General features: G+C 42.3%; 19 protein-coding genes. 11 read left to right on the top strand and 8 right to left on the bottom strand.

The window, feature by feature from the left end; translation table 11 throughout:
• The first annotated feature begins 73 nt into the window (after positions 1–73).
• From ODOSP_RS10055 to ODOSP_RS10030, 6 genes are all read left to right on the top strand, one after another.
• Positions 74–382, top strand: a complete 309-nt coding sequence (locus tag ODOSP_RS10055; protein ID WP_013612209.1) for a helix-turn-helix domain-containing protein — start codon at positions 74–76, stop codon at positions 380–382.
• A complete protein-coding gene (locus ODOSP_RS10050; RefSeq protein WP_013612208.1) occupies positions 363–1,595 on the top strand; it encodes a virulence-associated E family protein in 1,233 nt (410 codons plus the stop codon). The genes ODOSP_RS10055 and ODOSP_RS10050 overlap by 20 nt, the downstream gene beginning before the upstream one ends.
• A 309-nt stretch (positions 1,596–1,904) precedes the next feature.
• Positions 1,905–2,885: a toprim domain-containing protein gene (locus tag ODOSP_RS10045; RefSeq protein WP_180960824.1), complete on the top strand. Its 981-nt coding sequence runs from the start codon at positions 1,905–1,907 to the stop codon at positions 2,883–2,885.
• 156 nt (positions 2,886–3,041) lie between these two features.
• Complete coding sequence (locus ODOSP_RS10040; RefSeq protein WP_013612206.1) at positions 3,042–3,425, top strand: MobC family plasmid mobilization relaxosome protein; 384 nt, start codon at positions 3,042–3,044, stop codon at positions 3,423–3,425.
• Positions 3,391–4,314 carry a relaxase/mobilization nuclease domain-containing protein gene (locus tag ODOSP_RS10035; RefSeq protein ID WP_013612205.1) on the top strand — a complete coding sequence of 308 codons (924 nt, stop codon included), beginning with the start codon at positions 3,391–3,393 and terminating at the stop codon, positions 4,312–4,314. Before ODOSP_RS10040 ends, ODOSP_RS10035 begins: the two co-directional genes overlap by 35 nt.
• Positions 4,315–4,318: 4 nt before the next feature.
• Positions 4,319–5,044 (top strand): hypothetical protein, encoded by a 726-nt coding sequence (locus tag ODOSP_RS10030; RefSeq protein WP_013612204.1) that lies wholly within the window; start codon positions 4,319–4,321, stop codon positions 5,042–5,044.
• Positions 5,045–5,086: 42 nt separating this feature from the next.
• Here the strand turns inward: ODOSP_RS10030 and ODOSP_RS10025 are convergent, their stop codons facing one another.
• From ODOSP_RS10025 to ODOSP_RS09990, 7 genes are all read right to left on the bottom strand, one after another.
• Positions 5,087–5,419 (bottom strand): helix-turn-helix domain-containing protein, encoded by a 333-nt coding sequence (locus tag ODOSP_RS10025; RefSeq protein ID WP_005646002.1) that lies wholly within the window; start codon positions 5,417–5,419, stop codon positions 5,087–5,089.
• A 130-nt stretch (positions 5,420–5,549) separates the two neighbouring features.
• A complete protein-coding gene (locus ODOSP_RS10020) occupies positions 5,550–5,969 on the bottom strand; it encodes an RteC domain-containing protein (protein WP_013612203.1) in 420 nt (139 codons plus the stop codon).
• Positions 5,923–6,162, bottom strand: coding sequence for a hypothetical protein (locus ODOSP_RS10015; RefSeq protein ID WP_013612202.1), 240 nt, complete (start codon positions 6,160–6,162; stop codon positions 5,923–5,925). The genes ODOSP_RS10020 and ODOSP_RS10015 overlap by 47 nt, the downstream gene beginning before the upstream one ends.
• A gap of 31 nt (positions 6,163–6,193) precedes the next feature.
• Positions 6,194–7,126, bottom strand: coding sequence for a helix-turn-helix transcriptional regulator (locus tag ODOSP_RS10010; RefSeq protein WP_013612201.1), 933 nt, complete (start codon positions 7,124–7,126; stop codon positions 6,194–6,196).
• Positions 7,123–7,749 (bottom strand): Type 1 glutamine amidotransferase-like domain-containing protein, encoded by a 627-nt coding sequence (locus tag ODOSP_RS10005; protein ID WP_013612200.1) that lies wholly within the window; start codon positions 7,747–7,749, stop codon positions 7,123–7,125. The genes ODOSP_RS10010 and ODOSP_RS10005 overlap by 4 nt, the downstream gene beginning before the upstream one ends.
• Positions 7,750–8,322: 573 nt before the next feature.
• The gene (locus tag ODOSP_RS09995) at positions 8,323–8,937 is read right to left on the bottom strand and encodes a response regulator transcription factor (RefSeq protein WP_013612199.1); all 615 of its coding nucleotides are present in this window, start codon (positions 8,935–8,937) and stop codon (positions 8,323–8,325) included.
• Positions 8,938–9,035: 98 nt separating this feature from the next.
• A complete protein-coding gene (locus ODOSP_RS09990) occupies positions 9,036–9,677 on the bottom strand; it encodes a sensor histidine kinase (protein ID WP_041556665.1) in 642 nt (213 codons plus the stop codon).
• A 288-nt stretch (positions 9,678–9,965) separates the two neighbouring features.
• Between ODOSP_RS09990 and ODOSP_RS09985 the strand changes: the two genes are divergently transcribed.
• The 5 genes from ODOSP_RS09985 to ODOSP_RS09965 all read left to right on the top strand — a co-directional run bounded on the left by ODOSP_RS09985 (position 9,966) and on the right by ODOSP_RS09965 (position 13,386).
• Entirely contained in the window at positions 9,966–10,313 is a 348-nt protein-coding gene (locus ODOSP_RS09985) for a hypothetical protein (protein ID WP_013612197.1), read from the top strand.
• A gap of 23 nt (positions 10,314–10,336) precedes the next feature.
• A complete protein-coding gene (locus ODOSP_RS09980) occupies positions 10,337–10,756 on the top strand; it encodes a DUF1573 domain-containing protein (protein ID WP_041556663.1) in 420 nt (139 codons plus the stop codon).
• An 85-nt stretch (positions 10,757–10,841) separates the two neighbouring features.
• A complete protein-coding gene (locus ODOSP_RS09975) occupies positions 10,842–11,135 on the top strand; it encodes a hypothetical protein (protein WP_013612195.1) in 294 nt (97 codons plus the stop codon).
• Positions 11,136–11,212: 77 nt separating this feature from the next.
• Positions 11,213–12,310 (top strand): 6-bladed beta-propeller, encoded by a 1,098-nt coding sequence (locus ODOSP_RS09970; protein ID WP_013612194.1) that lies wholly within the window; start codon positions 11,213–11,215, stop codon positions 12,308–12,310.
• Between the two features lie 44 nt (positions 12,311–12,354).
• Complete coding sequence (locus tag ODOSP_RS09965; RefSeq protein ID WP_041557310.1) at positions 12,355–13,386, top strand: BF3164 family lipoprotein; 1,032 nt, start codon at positions 12,355–12,357, stop codon at positions 13,384–13,386.
• Positions 13,387–13,474: 88 nt separating this feature from the next.
• On the opposite strand, the gene ODOSP_RS09960 is transcribed toward ODOSP_RS09965, so the two are convergent.
• Positions 13,475–15,220, bottom strand: coding sequence for a RagB/SusD family nutrient uptake outer membrane protein (locus tag ODOSP_RS09960; protein ID WP_013612192.1), 1,746 nt, complete (start codon positions 15,218–15,220; stop codon positions 13,475–13,477).
• Between the last annotated feature and the right edge of the window lies 1 nt (position 15,221).

Here is a 15,221-nt window from a genome sequence, read left to right as displayed (position 1 = left end):
AAACGGCTGACGCTTTGTTTTTTACCGATTTTTCTTATTTTATTTGTGGTGCTAATTCAAAAATTAAGCACTCATGAATAATCCTTTCGAAGAAATTTTCAAGCGGCTGGAGAACATCGAAAAGATGATTGCCCCGGTCATGGGCGCACAGCCCGAAGAACGGCAGGACGGAAAAGAGCCTGTGTTAGTCAAAATATCCGTTGCCAGCGGCATAACCGGGTATTCGGTCAATTACCTGTACCACTTAGCCAGCAAGGGGATGATACCGTGTGTCAAGCGTAGGCGTACCCTGCGTTTCGACATGGAGGAACTCAAAAAGTGGATGCAGCAGCAGTATGTCCCGGCTTCTAACAGACTTCCCGATGAAAAAGAAAAGAAGTGATGATACACGGCATATCGAGGGCTGGCAGTCTAAGAACGAGCGCATCGAAAGCCTGTTGAACATCCTGTACGATTTCCGGTTCAATACCGTAAAGAGCCGGACGGAATACCGGGCTGCAAGTTCTGCGGACTTGTACCAGCCCGTTACAAAATTTGCCCTGAACACTTTCAGGCGCAGACTGGACGCAACGGCTGACATTTCCACCTCTACCGACAACATCCGCATGATACTGGAAAGCGATTTCGCAAGAAAGGCTCACCCCATACAGGAGTATTTCAACGCCCTGCCCTTGCTGAATCCTGCCGAACACGGATATATCGGCAAACTCCTGAACACGGTACAGGTAGCCAACCCCGGCAAATGGGAGGAATATTTCACGAAATGGCTTATCGGTGTGGTAGCCAACGCGATGAACGACACGGGATGTCAGAACCATACCTGTCTGGTATTGACCGGGGACAAGCAGGGACAGTTCAAATCGTGGTGGCTGGACAACCTTTGCCCGACACCGCTTAAGAATTACCTGTTTACCGGGAAGATAGACCCGCAGGGCAAAGACATCCTGACACTGATAGCCGAATACCTGTTCATCAACATTGACGACCAGCTAAAGGAACTCAACAAGCAGAACGAGAACGCCTTGAAGAACCTTATCACTACCCCGGCAGTGAAATACCGCAGACCGTATGATGTTTACATAGAGGAATACCCCCACCTTGCCAGCTTCATGGCTTCGGTGAACGGCAACGAGTTCCTGACCGACCCGACAGGCAGCAGGCGTTTTTTGCCCTTTGAAGTATTGTACATAGACAAGCCCACGGCAGAAAGTATTCACATGGATAACGTCTATTCCGAAATCATGTACCTGTACCGTCAGGGTGTACGCTATTGGTTCAATGATGCGGAGATTGAAGAACTGCACCTGACAAATGCGGAATTTGAGGTGCAGACAATCGAGTTTGAAATGCTGATGCAATACTTTGAACAACCGACAGCAGAGGAGGAAAGGAACTGTTTCATGACTACCGCACAGATACTCGCACACCTACGCAATATATCCCCTGTTCAGTTATCCGAAAAAAGATTGGGGGAATCATTGCGGAAAATCGGTTTCAAACGGGTGCAAAAGCGCATAAACAACAACTATTATCCCGTATATGGGTACAGGATAAAGCCTGTTTCGGCTTCCCGTACAGGGGATGATTACGGGTAAAACCGGGATGTAGTAGCTTCTACATACTGTTTGAGATATAGATAACAATTTAATAAACAACAGTTTAACAATTATGTAGTATGAAGTAAGATAGAATCCCAAACTTTCGGAAAATCCGGGAAAAAGAAAAAACGGCAATATAATATATAGGATATATTTATTCCTTTTTTAAAGGATAAATAATTACTATGTTACTACATGTACTACAAACCATTGAAAAAGAAACAGATAGATGTAGTAGTGTCCCGTGCTTCTTCTTACTCGCTTCTTGCTTCATTATTACTATCGTTAAATTTAAAAATAAAAATCATGACCTATAAGGAAGCCAACAATATCAGTATCAAAGATTACCTGAACTCTTTTGGAATCCAGCCCGTCACGGAAAAAGGAAGTTACGGGATGTACCGCAGCCCCTTACGGGAGGACAACACGCCAAGTTTCAAGGTGGATTATAACGTCAATCTATGGTGTGACTACGGAACTGGCGAGGGCGGGACGCTCATCGACCTTGTGATGAAGCAGCACGGATGCAATGCCTACGGTGCTATCTGCCGACTGGAACAGGGCAACACCGCCTCTTTTTCCTTTCACGGGAAAGACCTGCCCGAAAGGGACACGAAAAGGCAAGCAGCCAGCCCGATAGAGATACGCAGAATACAGCCGTTACAGAATCCGGCACTCATACGCTATTTGCAGGAAAGGGGGATTTCGCCCGGAACGGCATCCCCATACGTGCAGGAAATGTATTACCGCATCGGTGGAAAGCCTTATTTTGCGCTGGCATTCAAAAATGATTCAGGAGGTTACGAGCTTCGCAATCCCCGTTTCAAGGGCAGCACATCGAAAGACATTACCCATATACGGCAGCAGGGAGAGCCGAGAGATACCTGTTTCGTGTTCGAGGGCTTTTTGGATTTCCTCTCATTCCTCACTATCCGGCAACAGAAAAGCCCGGATATGCCTTGTACCGACTGGCAGGACTACGTTATTCTGAACTCCACCGCCAACACGGATAAAGCCTTATATCCGTTGGCTGATTACGGGCATATACATTGTATGCTTGACAATGACGAGGCAGGCAGGAAAGCGGTTGAAGCCATAAGGCAGGAATACAAATGGCGTGTACGTGACGCATCACACCTGTACAGCGGTCACAATGACCTGAACGACTATTTGCGTAGCCTTAAAGTGAAACAATCCCAAGACTTGACAGTTACCGACAAGCCCCAGCCGGAGCAGGATAACAGACAAAATCCGGGTGAAAAAAGAAAGAGAGGGCTAAGGATGTGACCTGCAAGGCTGGCGGCATGAACAGACGGCAGGCTGTGTGATTAGGGAGAGCAAGGTTATGTTTCGGTAGACCGAAACACCTTGCTTTGCTTGACAGCAAAGAAAATTTCTCCCGTTGGTCGCAATTTTTAAGATACCACCTAAAAGCAAAAACGTATGACAGGGATAAGGAACAAACCGGGAGGTCGCCCGGCAAAAAGCCGGATAGACAAGCAGAACCGGGTAGTCAGCACGAAACTGACCGAGTTACAGTTCTACGCAATCAGGAAGCGAGCCACCGAAGCCGGGCTGCACCTCAGCGAGTACGTCCGGCAGGCGGTCGTTTCGGCAGAGGTAACGCCCCGGCTGAACAGGCAGGATGCGGACACTATCCGCAAGCTGGCGGGCGAAGCCAACAACATCAACCAGCTGGCGCACCGGGCGAATGCCGGAGGATTCGCACTGGTAGCGGTGGAACTGGTGAAACTCAAGAACAGGATTGTCGAAATCATAAACCAACTGTCGGATGATTGGAAAAATAAAAAAGGGAAGCGGATTTAAAGGCTGCGTGAACTATGTACTCGGCAAGGAACAGGCTGCCTTGCTTCATGCGGAGGGAGTGTTAGCGGAAAGCAATCGGGACATCATACACAGTTTCATTCTGCAAGCCGGGATGAACCCCGACCTGAAAAAGCCTGTCGGACATATTGCGCTAAGCTATTCCCCGGTGGACGTACCCAAGCTGACAGACGGGAAAATGGTACAGCTTGCACAGGAGTACATGCGTGAAATGAAAATCACCGATACGCAGTACATCATCGTGCGACACCAAGACCGGGAACATCCGCACGTGCATATCGTGTTCAACCGCATAGACAACAACGGCAAGACCATTTCGGACAGGAACGACATGTACCGTAACGAGCAGGTATGCAAGAAGCTGAAAGCCAAACACGGACTTTATTTCGCTAAAGGCAAGGAGCATGTAAAGCAGCACCGTTTGAGAGAACCGGACAAATCCAAATACGAGATTTACAACGCTGTAAAAAATGAATCCGGGAAGTCCAAGAACTGGCAGCAGTTACAGGAGCGGTTAGCGGAAAAGGGTATTACTATCCAGTTCAAATACAAGGGGCAGACAAGCGAGATACAGGGCATATCCTTTTCCAAAGGCGAATACACGTTCAAAGGTTCGGAGGTAGACCGCAGTTTCAGTTTCTCCAAACTGGACAAATGTTTCGGGGATGCGGGGCTGAACACTGCCGGAAACAATAGGCAGATAGTTTCCGCACCTGTTCAGGAACCAGCACAGACACCGGGCAAAGCCGACAGTCCGCTGCTGGCAGGCTTGGGCGGTCTGTTCTCTGCCCCGTCCTCTCCGGCTGATGAAACGCCCGACAATCCCGGTGAAAGAAAAAAGAAGAAAAAGAAACGACACTTAAAATTATAGGAACATGGAAAATAACTTAATTTTGGAGGGGCTTCTCTCTATGGTTACGGAACTGAAAGAACGGCAGGAGAAGCAGGTAACGCCAGCCAGCCGGGAGGAAACGATTAACCGACTGGACGTTATCGAACAGCGCATTTCGGATATGCAGGGCAAATCCGGCATTCATGAAAACACGGTACAGGAGATTCTAAACCAAATCGGCAGTATCGGAAAAGGGCAGTCCGAGAACCAAAAACAAGACCTTGAAGATATAAAGGGGCTTATCGTGACCTCGCACCGATATTTCAAGGAGCGGTTAAAGGTGTTGTTCCCGGCTGATGATACACCGACCGGAGAAACAACGCCCGTTTCATGGCATGACAAACTGATATACCGGGTAACTCCCTATTTGAAACCCAAGTTCTTTCTTCTTTCAGCAGGGATAATCATTTGTCTTGTGTCGCTTGCATTGAATGTGCGGTTTATACAAAGAATGCAGCGGTTACAAGACAACGATATAAAATACCGCTATATCCTGATGAAAGGAAAGGCAGACGGCAGCAGCCTTGATTTGCTGGAAACGAAGTTCAGCCGGGAACGGGACAACGCTTTCATCCGAAGCCTGACCGATTCGGTGAAAGGCTTTGAATACCGCAGCAGGAAACAGGCGGAAGCGTTGGAACGGGCAAGGCTGTTGAACGAACAAGCCGAGCAGCTAAGAGAGCAAGCCGACAAGCTGGGCAAACCATAAACCCAAAGCGAAGCCGGAGCAGAACCGCCCCGGCTTTTTAATTCACTTCTTTTTCTTCGTGCAGTGTTCTTTCTCGAACTGGCGTAGCGTGGTGACGCTGAACCGCTCCTTGATGAACTCCCGGACATCGGAAGCCTTGTAGTACACTTTTCCGCTGATTGTAAAGTACGGCAGCGCACCGATAGCCCGGTAGCGTTGCAGGGTCTTGATACTTACTTTGAACAGCAGGCACAAGTCCTGATTATCCAGCAGGTTGTCATCTTCGGGCAGCACCCTGTCGGCATTGCGCAGTACCCGTACATCCTTGCAGAGTTCTTCCAGTTTGGCGTACAGCTTCTGCATCCATACGCTGAAATCGTCATTCTCTATATACATGATTGCTTCATTTTTCTGATTATACATTATGGTCTGTCAATCGATTGATGAAGCAAAGTTCAGAAATCGGGCGCAAAGAAATTACGGGGGAACTAATGGAATCCCCTATAAATAAATCATAAGTCACTGATTATCTATATCCTTTCTTGTCATGTTCCTTTTTGATAAGTTCTGCCAGTCCATTAAGAAACTCTGTCAGCTTGCCCGGCTTTCGTTTTATCACGTCCTCATGCTTTTGGTAACAGTCACCTATCTTGATATTGAAAAGCCATTCAAAGGCTTTCGTCAAGTCCACTAAATAAACAGGCTTGCCATTTTGATACACAATCTTTTGGGAAAGGAACAACCCGCTAACTATTTCCATGATATTGATAAGAGTGGTTCTGTCAGCGAGATAGAGAGGGGAAAGGGCTTGTTTGTTGGTGCGTTGCTGCAACTGTTCCGGGTACTTGATACGCCATTCGATTAGGCGTATTTCGGTATTCAATAGCCCTATCGCTTCATCAATTAGATACAAATAGGATATTTTTTTCCTGCTCAAACCATACACGGTATGATTTAAGACGATGCAAACCAAAAGAGAAATAGCGGAGTAAAATGCTATAATCTTGTTCTGTAATACTGAAATCGGCTACATGGGTCGCCAATTCTTCGATAGCTTCTGCAAATTCAGATGCAGACACTTTACGTTGTGAGCATTCCGACAATAAGCGGAAAAATCTTTGGTCGAATATTTTTTTCATTTAGTCGATTAAAAATACTATTTGACAGCAATCAAATAGAAATGTTATTGATAATATTTTTAACTTCATATTTTAAAGAATCTGGTCTTATTATAGTTGCACTATCTGCAAAAGACAGATACCAATGTGCAAACTTACTGATTGAAAATGTTAGAAAATGAAGCTCAAACATATCCCCTATCTCTTTCTCAGATGTTAATCCGTAATAATATTTATCATCATTCATTATGGAGGTTTTATTCTTTTCTATTCTTATAACGATTTCATGTAATTTTTCTTTGTCATAAAACTCGCGTATGAATTTTTCCAAGGGCGGATGCTCCCGTGATTGTAATTCATTAAGAATGTGCATTTTTTGAATTCTATCTATCCGAAATGTAAGATAGGTTTCTTTGGGAAGATAAAAGCCTATTAGATACCAGTTAGTTCTCGAAAAGAAAATTCCAACAGCTTCAATCTTTCGTTCTGAAACACTTAACGCATTACTTCCCAAATAAGATATTTCAATAATTCTTTTTTGGTATATACTTTGTAAAATAAGTAAAAGAATATCAGGTTTATAGGTAGATGATTTATAAGTATCCAATACAGACATGCACTTTTCCATTGTTTCTAACATATTTTTGTCTGCAAAACGCATGACAGACCTAATCTTTTCTATTCCAGACTTATAATGTTCGTTGCTATTTGAATCAGTTAGTTCATGTACTAATTTCTCTGCAATCAAAAAGGACAAAGCCTCTTTTTGAGTAAACATTAGAGGAGATAATTTGAATCCTTCTGCAAGTGAATAACCAATACCGGGATTTCCTATGATAGGAATGCCTGCCTCTTCCAATGTTCTTATATCTCGATATACAGTGCGAATGCTTATATTAAAACGTTCTGAAATTTGCTGTGCTTTCACTAACGAGTGCGATTGTAACTGAATCAATATAGCAGCAATACGGTCTATTCTATTCATTTTGCATCTTTAATTTGAATATTTGAATCTTCAATAATAACAGCTTGTTTATTACTTATAGGAATAAGCTGCAACTTCTCATTATATAGTTGAACTATCTTTTCACCTTTTTTCTTGAATGGAAAATTTCCATAATGGGGAATCGTATAAAAATCGACCAAATCTAAAGAAGTACAGTCTTTCAATTCAGGAGCCTTTTCTATTGGATCAAAATTCACACTTTTCATATATTCTGCATCGGGAGAGGCTATTATTGCTCCGGCAGATTCCCCAATATACAGTTTACCCAATTTCACTTGTTTAGATATAATTTTATCAACACCTTTTCTTTTTAACTCTTGCAAAAGGAAAAATGTATTTCCACCTGTTATGTAGATATAATCGCATTTATGTAATATAGAAGATATTTCCTCTTTGGGCAGTTGGGTAATCTCGACTTCTTCAACAATCATTCCTGCTTCTTCTAAAGCCTTTTTCCCCTTTTTTACATAGAACCGTATTGGTTCTGTAAGGCTTGCAGTTGGTATAAAAGCTATAATTTTCCCTTGCAAATCTTCTTTGGCACAATCGACAAATAGATTAGCAACATCAGCAAATGATGAGCATAAAAATAATCTTTTCATATTCTATAATATTAAGTTGAATACTTTTTGATACAAAGATAGCGTCTTCTATGACAGCCCTATGTCAGTAAGTCTAATATTGAAGAGTTTTTTTCATCAAAACAATCCATTATTGAAATTTACCCTATTTGTAATGTGGCTGCACGTTTCGAAACCAGTGGGGTTTATGTAGTATACATATTGCTCGATAAAAATACTCCTTTACGATTCAATCTATTGGGAAAATTGATACCTGACATTTCGACTAAAGTTCTTTCTATATACTTCATGGATATTGAAAACCTTCCGTCACATAGCCTGCAATTCTTCTTAATGATACAGAGAAAAATCCTCAAAACAACTCCTAAAAGAATGCTGAACAAAATTCAAACAGACTTTTAGTAGTAAATACAAAAAAAGTTCTTGGAAATATTGATAATTCCAAATAAATATCTACCTTTGCACGCAGAAATCGAACCTAAGACACAAACTTGTGTTGAACGGTGCAAAGTTGTGAAAACCTTATTCAAGGGACTAACATCGTAATAAAGATATAACTTATTGAGAAATAGTGCTATACAAATCGATTTTCGGTTACTGGTGGAGATGGCCGATGTATCTTTTCAGTTCCCCGATATTTTTTTCCATTCCCCACAAACCGAAACTTAATTCCTTGGGCGATACCCATTCATTGAAGTGCAGGCACAGCAATTGCAGCAATCGCATATCTTTCCCTTTCAGTTTATGACTTTTGTTTCCTATGGTCAATACTCCGTTTCTCTGGTTGTAAGTGGTGATGGCCGATAGTTTATATCGCGGGTTTTCACCTGTCTGGGAGTAATTGCGTTTGGCTATGTTTCTGAGTTTGGCCAGGAAGACTTCGCGGTCGGTATCTTTACCGATATGGTCCATGACTCCCAGTTCAATGGTGGTGATCACGGTTGCCGGATCGGTATGCGAACTATAGACGATAACCGGATACTGTTTTACTTCGGTGATAATCTGCCGGATGAGGTCGATTCCGTTCTTGCTGCCTTCAAGGTCCAGGTCGACCAATAACAGATCCGGCCTTCGGGTATGGAATAACTTCCAGGCCTCTTCAACATTTGTCGTCAATTCGACCAGAAAGCCGGCCTGATCCAGGAAAACCTTGGTCATACGCCCGAAATCGAGGTCGTCTTCTACATATAAAATCCGTATCACACTCATATTCTTTCATTATTATATCGTTAGCCCCTCTTCTCCAACTTATCCTCTTTTCGCCTCTTGCCTCTAGCCTTTAGCTTTTCGCTTCTAGCTTCTAGCCTTTAGCTTCTAGCCTTTCGCCTTTTCGCTTTTCTCTGCGGTATTTCGATGATAAATTCTGTTCCCTGCTTTCCGTCACTGTTCACCTGAATATGTCCGTGGTGGGCTTTTACGACTGCTGCCACATAACAGAGTCCCAGTCCGAATCCTTTCCGTTGTTTATCTCCTTTATAACGTTGTCCCCGTTTGTATTCCTGAAAAATGAATTTTTGTTCTTCGGGTGGTATGCCGTAACCATCGTCTTGTACTGTCAATATCCATTTTTTTGCCTCCCGGCGGCAACCTATCCGAATACGGACTTTTGTTCCTGAATATTTAATCGCATTTCCTAATAAGTTTCCCAAGGCACTATATAAAAGTAAAGGATCGACCTGTGCAAGGGGGACGGTAGGAGAAATTTCTGTTTGTATATCGATTTGTTTGCCGATGCTATTGTTTTGCCTGTATTCCGTTGTGATTTGTGTTAACAATTCCCGGATATCGGTCGGTTGTATACAGGCTTTCAGACCGTAGGCATCGACAGAAAAGGTCAGTAGATTTTCGATATCTTCCAAAGTTTTATCGGTCCATTGTTTACATCGTTTATAGGTTTCGTTCAGGGAGATGGCGGTTTTGTCCTGCTGGTCGGACAAAAGATTTTCCAACTGGCATTTTATATTCAGTATCGGCCGGCGTAGGTTATGGACCAGAGTATGCGTAAATGCTTTTTGATTATCCCGTAGTTTTTTTTCATTTTTCAATAGCCGATAAAGAAGATAAGTCAGACAAATAATCAGGATAAAGAGCAGGATAGAAGTAAGAATACGTTCCAGGGCTAGTTTGAAAAATAAAATCAGGGGGAAATTGAATTCTGCTTTTTGCTACTGTTTCGATTAGGTTGTTTGAGAAAATATGCTGAAATTTGTTTTGGAAAGTTAAGTAAAATATGTGATATGTGCAAAATATTTTTTACCGGTTTATTTTTTATCCTTTGGGGTGTGGATCAGAATTCTGATCCGGTAATGGTATTAAATCGCTTCGGGATGATGGATATTGGGGTTGCCGATGAGTGTGGCTCCACCCTGTATTTTGGCCGATCGGATGAAGTACCGGGAAATGTTTTTCAGTATTGCAGTAATTTGATTGTATTCGACCGGCAAGGAGGAATCCTTGAATCCTATAGACTGGACACCGATTTAATAGCCCTTTGTTATGCTCCGGACGAACAAAGGTGGTATGGCAAACGGTTACCGGCCGGAGATCACCCCGATGTTTCTGTGTTTATCCCAATCGATAAATAAAGACTGACATGAGAGGTGGTGCTATGCGATCGATTTTAATAATCGGAACACTTACTTTGGTTGGTATTGCAGGACTTTGGTTCTTGTTCGGAGACTCTACGGAAGTGTTTGAATTATTATATTCATCACCGACTACTATTCGAATAGAAGGGGATACTATCGACCTGGATATTGTGAGGTATGGCGAAAAGAAACAGATTTCTTTCCGGATCTGTAATACGGGCGAGGTTCCCTTATTGATCCGTGATGTGCGGCCTTCTTGCGGCTGTACTGAAGTTCGATGGGAAAAGCGTCCGGTACAACCCGGAGAAGAAACGTTGATTTTCGTCACTTTTGAACCGAATTCTTTGGGTCGGTTTATGAAATCGATTGAGGTATTGTGTAATACATCCTCACAATTATTGAGACTGAATTTAAAGGGGATTGTTCTTAATGATAGATGAAGAAAGTCTTGATATTAGAGAGTGTATTATTGTGTTGTCTTTATTTTTGTAAAGATGATTTTGTGTTATATTAAAAATGATGGTTATGTTTAGAAAAATTATTTATGTCTTTTTGGGATTTTTTGCAACAGTGTTTGCTTTGAATGTTGAGACTGGCTTTAATGATGGTATCATGAATGTGACTCTTTATGAAGTAGAGGGATTGGCTCAAGGTGAATGCGGGGATAATGGGTTTACAGAATGTCCAGATCGTGGAAGTACGCTTATATCATGTGTAATAAAAGATCCTGTAACACATGAAACGGCCCCTGGTGAGATGGATTTTTGTATGTCTGAGGGAAGAGGTTGTGCTATTACTCCTTGTTATAATAAATTGTAGTAATTATAAAAAGAATGTGCCAAAAATATTTTATTTATTGAAATGTTTTGGGTGCTTCTTTTTTCATTTAGTGAGACATGTTAAAAATAATTTTACAATTATTGTTGATAATTTTAATTTTTTCTTGTCAAAAACAACAGGTTCCTTCTGTCGTAACAATTAAAGTTCCTGAAATAGCTAATGATGTATGGATGACGATGAGCGAAATCGTGGACACTGCGATTTATATCCCTTTGGAAACGACGGACGAATGTTTGATTGACGCTTCGATGTTCCGACGCATGGAGTATTATAAAGGAAAATTTTATTGTTTTGTATTTACAGGAGGGTTGTATATTTTTGACCGGAATGGTAGATTCCAAAAATTGATTCCGATAGGCCGTGCACCTGGAGAATTAAATGTTTGTAATTCTCATAAAGCGTTTTTGATTGATAAGAAAAATGATCGGTTGGTATTTCCGGGTTGGTATAAATTTTATTATTACGATTTGGAAGGGAATTACATCGAAAGCCGGAATCTGAAATCGAAGTTGGTTCCTGCTCAGGCTGCCTTGGAGAACGGTGAGTGGTGGTTTTATTTTTTCGGAAGTGCTTCTTTTAATAAAGGCGATGCCAGTCATTACTACCGGTATGATTTTGATGAGGGAATAAAGGAAGGATTTATGCCTGCAAGTCCATTAAACCGCTACGCAGAAGGAGGATTTGGATATGGAGTGGATAGTTTAGTATTGGCTTATTCTCCTTTAGTGAGTGATACCATTTATCAGATTAACAAGGGACATTTCTGTCCTGCTTTTTATGTCGATTTTGGGAAAGATAAATATGTTTTGGGGAATGATTACATACAGCATAATATAAAAAATCTGAGATCGAAGACCGGTATTATTACAGAGGTCGTTGCTGGGGATGATGTTATTTATTTCGTTTTTGTACGTAAAGGTTATAGTCAGGAGGCTTACTTCTATAGAAGAACAGGAGAAGTAATTACGGGAGCGAAGCATAAAGAAGAGGATATATTTGTACCCTTCGGTTCAACATTAACTTATACGGACGGTTACTTCGTTGCTTGGGAAAATGCTTATATTTTTACCCAATGGGCTCCAGATATAGCTGCAAGATTGAATGTGAAAGAATCGGATAATCCGGTCATTGTTCTTTATCGTTTGAAAAAATAAAAATCTCGTAGCATATGAGAATAAACCGAATTATAAAATCGATCATGAAGTATATTTTGAAAATCCTGCTATTTCTTATCATTTGTGATGCATGCAAGCGTTCAGATATCGATGTTTTCGATATTGTCGAGGAAATCACTGACTACGACAGTGTTTATTCTGATAAGAATGACGTTTTTAATAGAATAACTGATATGGCGATTTTGGACAATGTCTTGATAACTAAGCATATGAATGACACATATCATTTTTCATTTATTGATGTCAATGGGAAGAAGATCATAAAAAGATTAGGAAAAAGAGGACGAGGTCCTGGTGAATATCTTCAAATAGGAACTGGATTTACGGTTTGTGGGTCAAAATTGGTTTTTTTGGATGCTATGCAGAAAGAAATAAATTATGTTTCGATTTCTGATGTGATTGAGAATAAAATTCCTTACCATATAGAGAAAGAAGCTTATCCATATACGGTGGATTTTAGGCCCAGGCATATGGATGTAATCAATCACGTAAAAGTTGCAGTTGGATCGTTTAAAGAAGGGTACTTTGGTTTGCTTGATTCAAGTAATAATATACTCGGTTGTTTTTTCGATTATCCTTTTGCTTATGAAGGAGTGGAAGGAATATATAGAGGGAGTGTATACCAAACAAAAATTAGTTCAAATGATATTCAGAATAAATTTGTTATTTTAACCTTAGCATCCGATGTTTTTGAGATTTATCAAATTGAAGGAAAAGATATCCATCGTATATTTCTTAATCCATATAATCACATCCCTCTTATTCGTGAAAGAGCAGGACGCTATGGAATCAGAATAAATGAAAGTATAGCCGGCCTGATGAAGATGGCTGTTTCTGATGAAATGATTTGTTTTACTTATTCTGCAGAAAGTTATGCGAAAGCTAATAAAGCCGGATTTATTTCAAATGAAATTCTTTGTTTTAATTGGAAAGGTGAGAAAATAAAAAAATATTTATTACCTTTTCCAATAAGCACTTTTTGTGTCGATAAACACTTCATTTATGGAGTCAGGTATATCGACGATGAATCGATAATCTATCGCTTTAAACTGTAATTTATTCTCTCCTGCCGGTGTGCCGGATTAAATGTTTGTATGAAAGACGATGGCTCCTTTCATACAAACATTTAATCCTACATTCATTTTACCATCCGGGATTCTGATCGTGCTGAAGATTAGGATTCCGTTCCAGTTCTACCTGCGGGATAGGCCATAACTCATGCCGTGGCTGGTACTCACGTGTAAACATCAAATCGCCGTAGATATCGGTTGCATTTTTGACTGTCGGGCCATAGATACCCCAACGCCTCAGGTCCCAATAACGGTGGCCCTCAGCCGGCAATTCATATGCCCGCTCGTTACGAATACGTTGCCGCATTTCTTCCTGGCTGTTGACAGCCAGCCAGGGGCTGCCATTGTTCAACGACGGCATCCCCACCCGGTCGCGTACTTTGTTGAGTTCTGTAACGGCTTTGTCTAAACTGTTCTCTTCGTTATATGCCTCTGCCAGCATCAACAGTACATCCCCCAGGCGGATCAACGGAAATTCATAAGGTACCCGCGTATATTCTCCCCAATAACCGTCAAGATTACCGGTGGGAATAAATTTACGCCAGAAATAAGAATTCCAGCCTTCGGAATTCCGGATAAAGGCCTGTGCTTCCATCGGTGAACCGCCTTTTTGGGGATTGTGAAGCACAAACTGCTTATCCATCGGCACCGAACCGGCGTCTGTTCCCAGATAATGGGAATAAGGCGTAATGACATTCAGGCACAGGCGGGGATCCCGCTTGCGGTATGCGTCGAGGACTTTAGTTGTGTCACAATTCAATAAGTCGGTAATCTTTGTACTCCCGTCATCTATCGCAACACTCAGGACATCACGCCGGAATTCCGGACTACCGTCGTTGAATCCCGGAAAGATATCGTCCCAGTTAAACGGACTGCCATCGAGGTTCTCGTACATATCCACCAGGTGGGTCGAAGGTACGATACAATTGCTGGCAATGAGGCGCATAGTGGATTTATTGCCCAGAAAACTGCACAATTCCAGCCCGTGCCCTGCCACGTTACCGTCCAGAGACTGGATGGAGAAAATCATCTCTTTGCTGCGTTTGCCGTTGTACAAGCGGAACAGTTCATTGTAATCCGGATGCAGTTCATAGCCGTAATTATTCGTTTTGTTGTAGACGATTTCTTCAAAATCGGCAATGGCCTTGCTCCACTCCCGGTTGTAAAGATATACCTTCCCGCGCAAAGCGTAGGCAGCCCCTTTCGTGGCACGCCCGTAATCGGATGTTTCCCAGGCTACGGGAAGTTTGGAGATGGCATCCGTCAGGTCGTCGAGAATGTGACCGCGGATGGTTTCTGCCGATTCGCGCGGGTTGGACAAGGTGGCGAATTCCTCTTCGATGATACAGCTCTCATCGTAATAAGGTACTCCTCCCCAGCAATTGAGCATTCTGAAATAGGCCATGGCACGCAGGAATTTGGCTTCGCCTATGACACGTGTTTTCACTGTTTCATCGATATCCATGGCGGAGACATTCCGGATGACCGTATTCGAACGGTGTACTACTTCGTAGAGATATTGCCAGGTGTTCTGGACAGAAGCGTCACCGGATGAAAAAGAGGTACCCCGGGCAATTCCGGCATGGGGAGACGTACCGTCCGCAATATCGGATATCATATCGAAAGTAAAGTCGCGTCCGAAAGCCCAGCCGGCTTTCATGGCAGCATACAGAGCGACGGCCGCCTGATTGGCATGTTGCTCTGTCCGCCAGAACGTTTTGTCGTTCAATTGGTCGGCAGGAGTATAATCGAGCGTTTCACACCCTTGGAGTAATAAACCTATACCTAAAAGAGCGGAAAAAATATAGTGTCCTTTCATT

This window comes from Odoribacter splanchnicus DSM 20712 (assembly GCF_000190535.1).
Taxonomy (GTDB): domain Bacteria; phylum Bacteroidota; class Bacteroidia; order Bacteroidales; family Marinifilaceae; genus Odoribacter; species Odoribacter splanchnicus.
The sequence above is the reverse complement of the archived record's forward strand: the minus strand, read 5'-3'. Positions and strand labels throughout refer to the sequence as shown.

What these genes read in the sequence shown, in the direction of transcription:
- ODOSP_RS10055 (WP_013612209.1), top strand. Translation starts at nt 74, where the DNA reads ATGAATAATCCTTTCGAAGAAATTTTCAAGCGGCTGGAGAACATCGAA.
- ODOSP_RS10050 (WP_013612208.1), top strand. Translation starts at nt 363, where the DNA reads ATGAAAAAGAAAAGAAGTGATGATACACGGCATATCGAGGGCTGGCAG.
- ODOSP_RS10045 (WP_180960824.1), top strand. Translation starts at nt 1,905, where the DNA reads ATGACCTATAAGGAAGCCAACAATATCAGTATCAAAGATTACCTGAAC.
- ODOSP_RS10040 (WP_013612206.1), top strand. Translation starts at nt 3,042, where the DNA reads ATGACAGGGATAAGGAACAAACCGGGAGGTCGCCCGGCAAAAAGCCGG.
- ODOSP_RS10035 (WP_013612205.1), top strand. Translation starts at nt 3,391, where the DNA reads ATGATTGGAAAAATAAAAAAGGGAAGCGGATTTAAAGGCTGCGTGAAC.
- ODOSP_RS10030 (WP_013612204.1), top strand. Translation starts at nt 4,319, where the DNA reads ATGGAAAATAACTTAATTTTGGAGGGGCTTCTCTCTATGGTTACGGAA.
- ODOSP_RS10025 (WP_005646002.1), bottom strand. Translation starts at nt 5,419, where the DNA reads ATGTATATAGAGAATGACGATTTCAGCGTATGGATGCAGAAGCTGTAC.
- ODOSP_RS10015 (WP_013612202.1), bottom strand. Translation starts at nt 6,162, where the DNA reads ATGAAAAAAATATTCGACCAAAGATTTTTCCGCTTATTGTCGGAATGC.
- ODOSP_RS10010 (WP_013612201.1), bottom strand. Translation starts at nt 7,126, where the DNA reads ATGAATAGAATAGACCGTATTGCTGCTATATTGATTCAGTTACAATCG.
- ODOSP_RS10005 (WP_013612200.1), bottom strand. Translation starts at nt 7,749, where the DNA reads ATGAAAAGATTATTTTTATGCTCATCATTTGCTGATGTTGCTAATCTA.
- ODOSP_RS09995 (WP_013612199.1), bottom strand. Translation starts at nt 8,937, where the DNA reads ATGAGTGTGATACGGATTTTATATGTAGAAGACGACCTCGATTTCGGG.
- ODOSP_RS09985 (WP_013612197.1), top strand. Translation starts at nt 9,966, where the DNA reads ATGTGCAAAATATTTTTTACCGGTTTATTTTTTATCCTTTGGGGTGTG.
- ODOSP_RS09980 (WP_041556663.1), top strand. Translation starts at nt 10,337, where the DNA reads ATGCGATCGATTTTAATAATCGGAACACTTACTTTGGTTGGTATTGCA.
- ODOSP_RS09975 (WP_013612195.1), top strand. Translation starts at nt 10,842, where the DNA reads ATGTTTAGAAAAATTATTTATGTCTTTTTGGGATTTTTTGCAACAGTG.
- ODOSP_RS09970 (WP_013612194.1), top strand. Translation starts at nt 11,213, where the DNA reads ATGTTAAAAATAATTTTACAATTATTGTTGATAATTTTAATTTTTTCT.
- ODOSP_RS09965 (WP_041557310.1), top strand. Translation starts at nt 12,355, where the DNA reads ATGAAGTATATTTTGAAAATCCTGCTATTTCTTATCATTTGTGATGCA.
- ODOSP_RS09960 (WP_013612192.1), bottom strand. Translation starts at nt 15,220, where the DNA reads ATGAAAGGACACTATATTTTTTCCGCTCTTTTAGGTATAGGTTTATTA.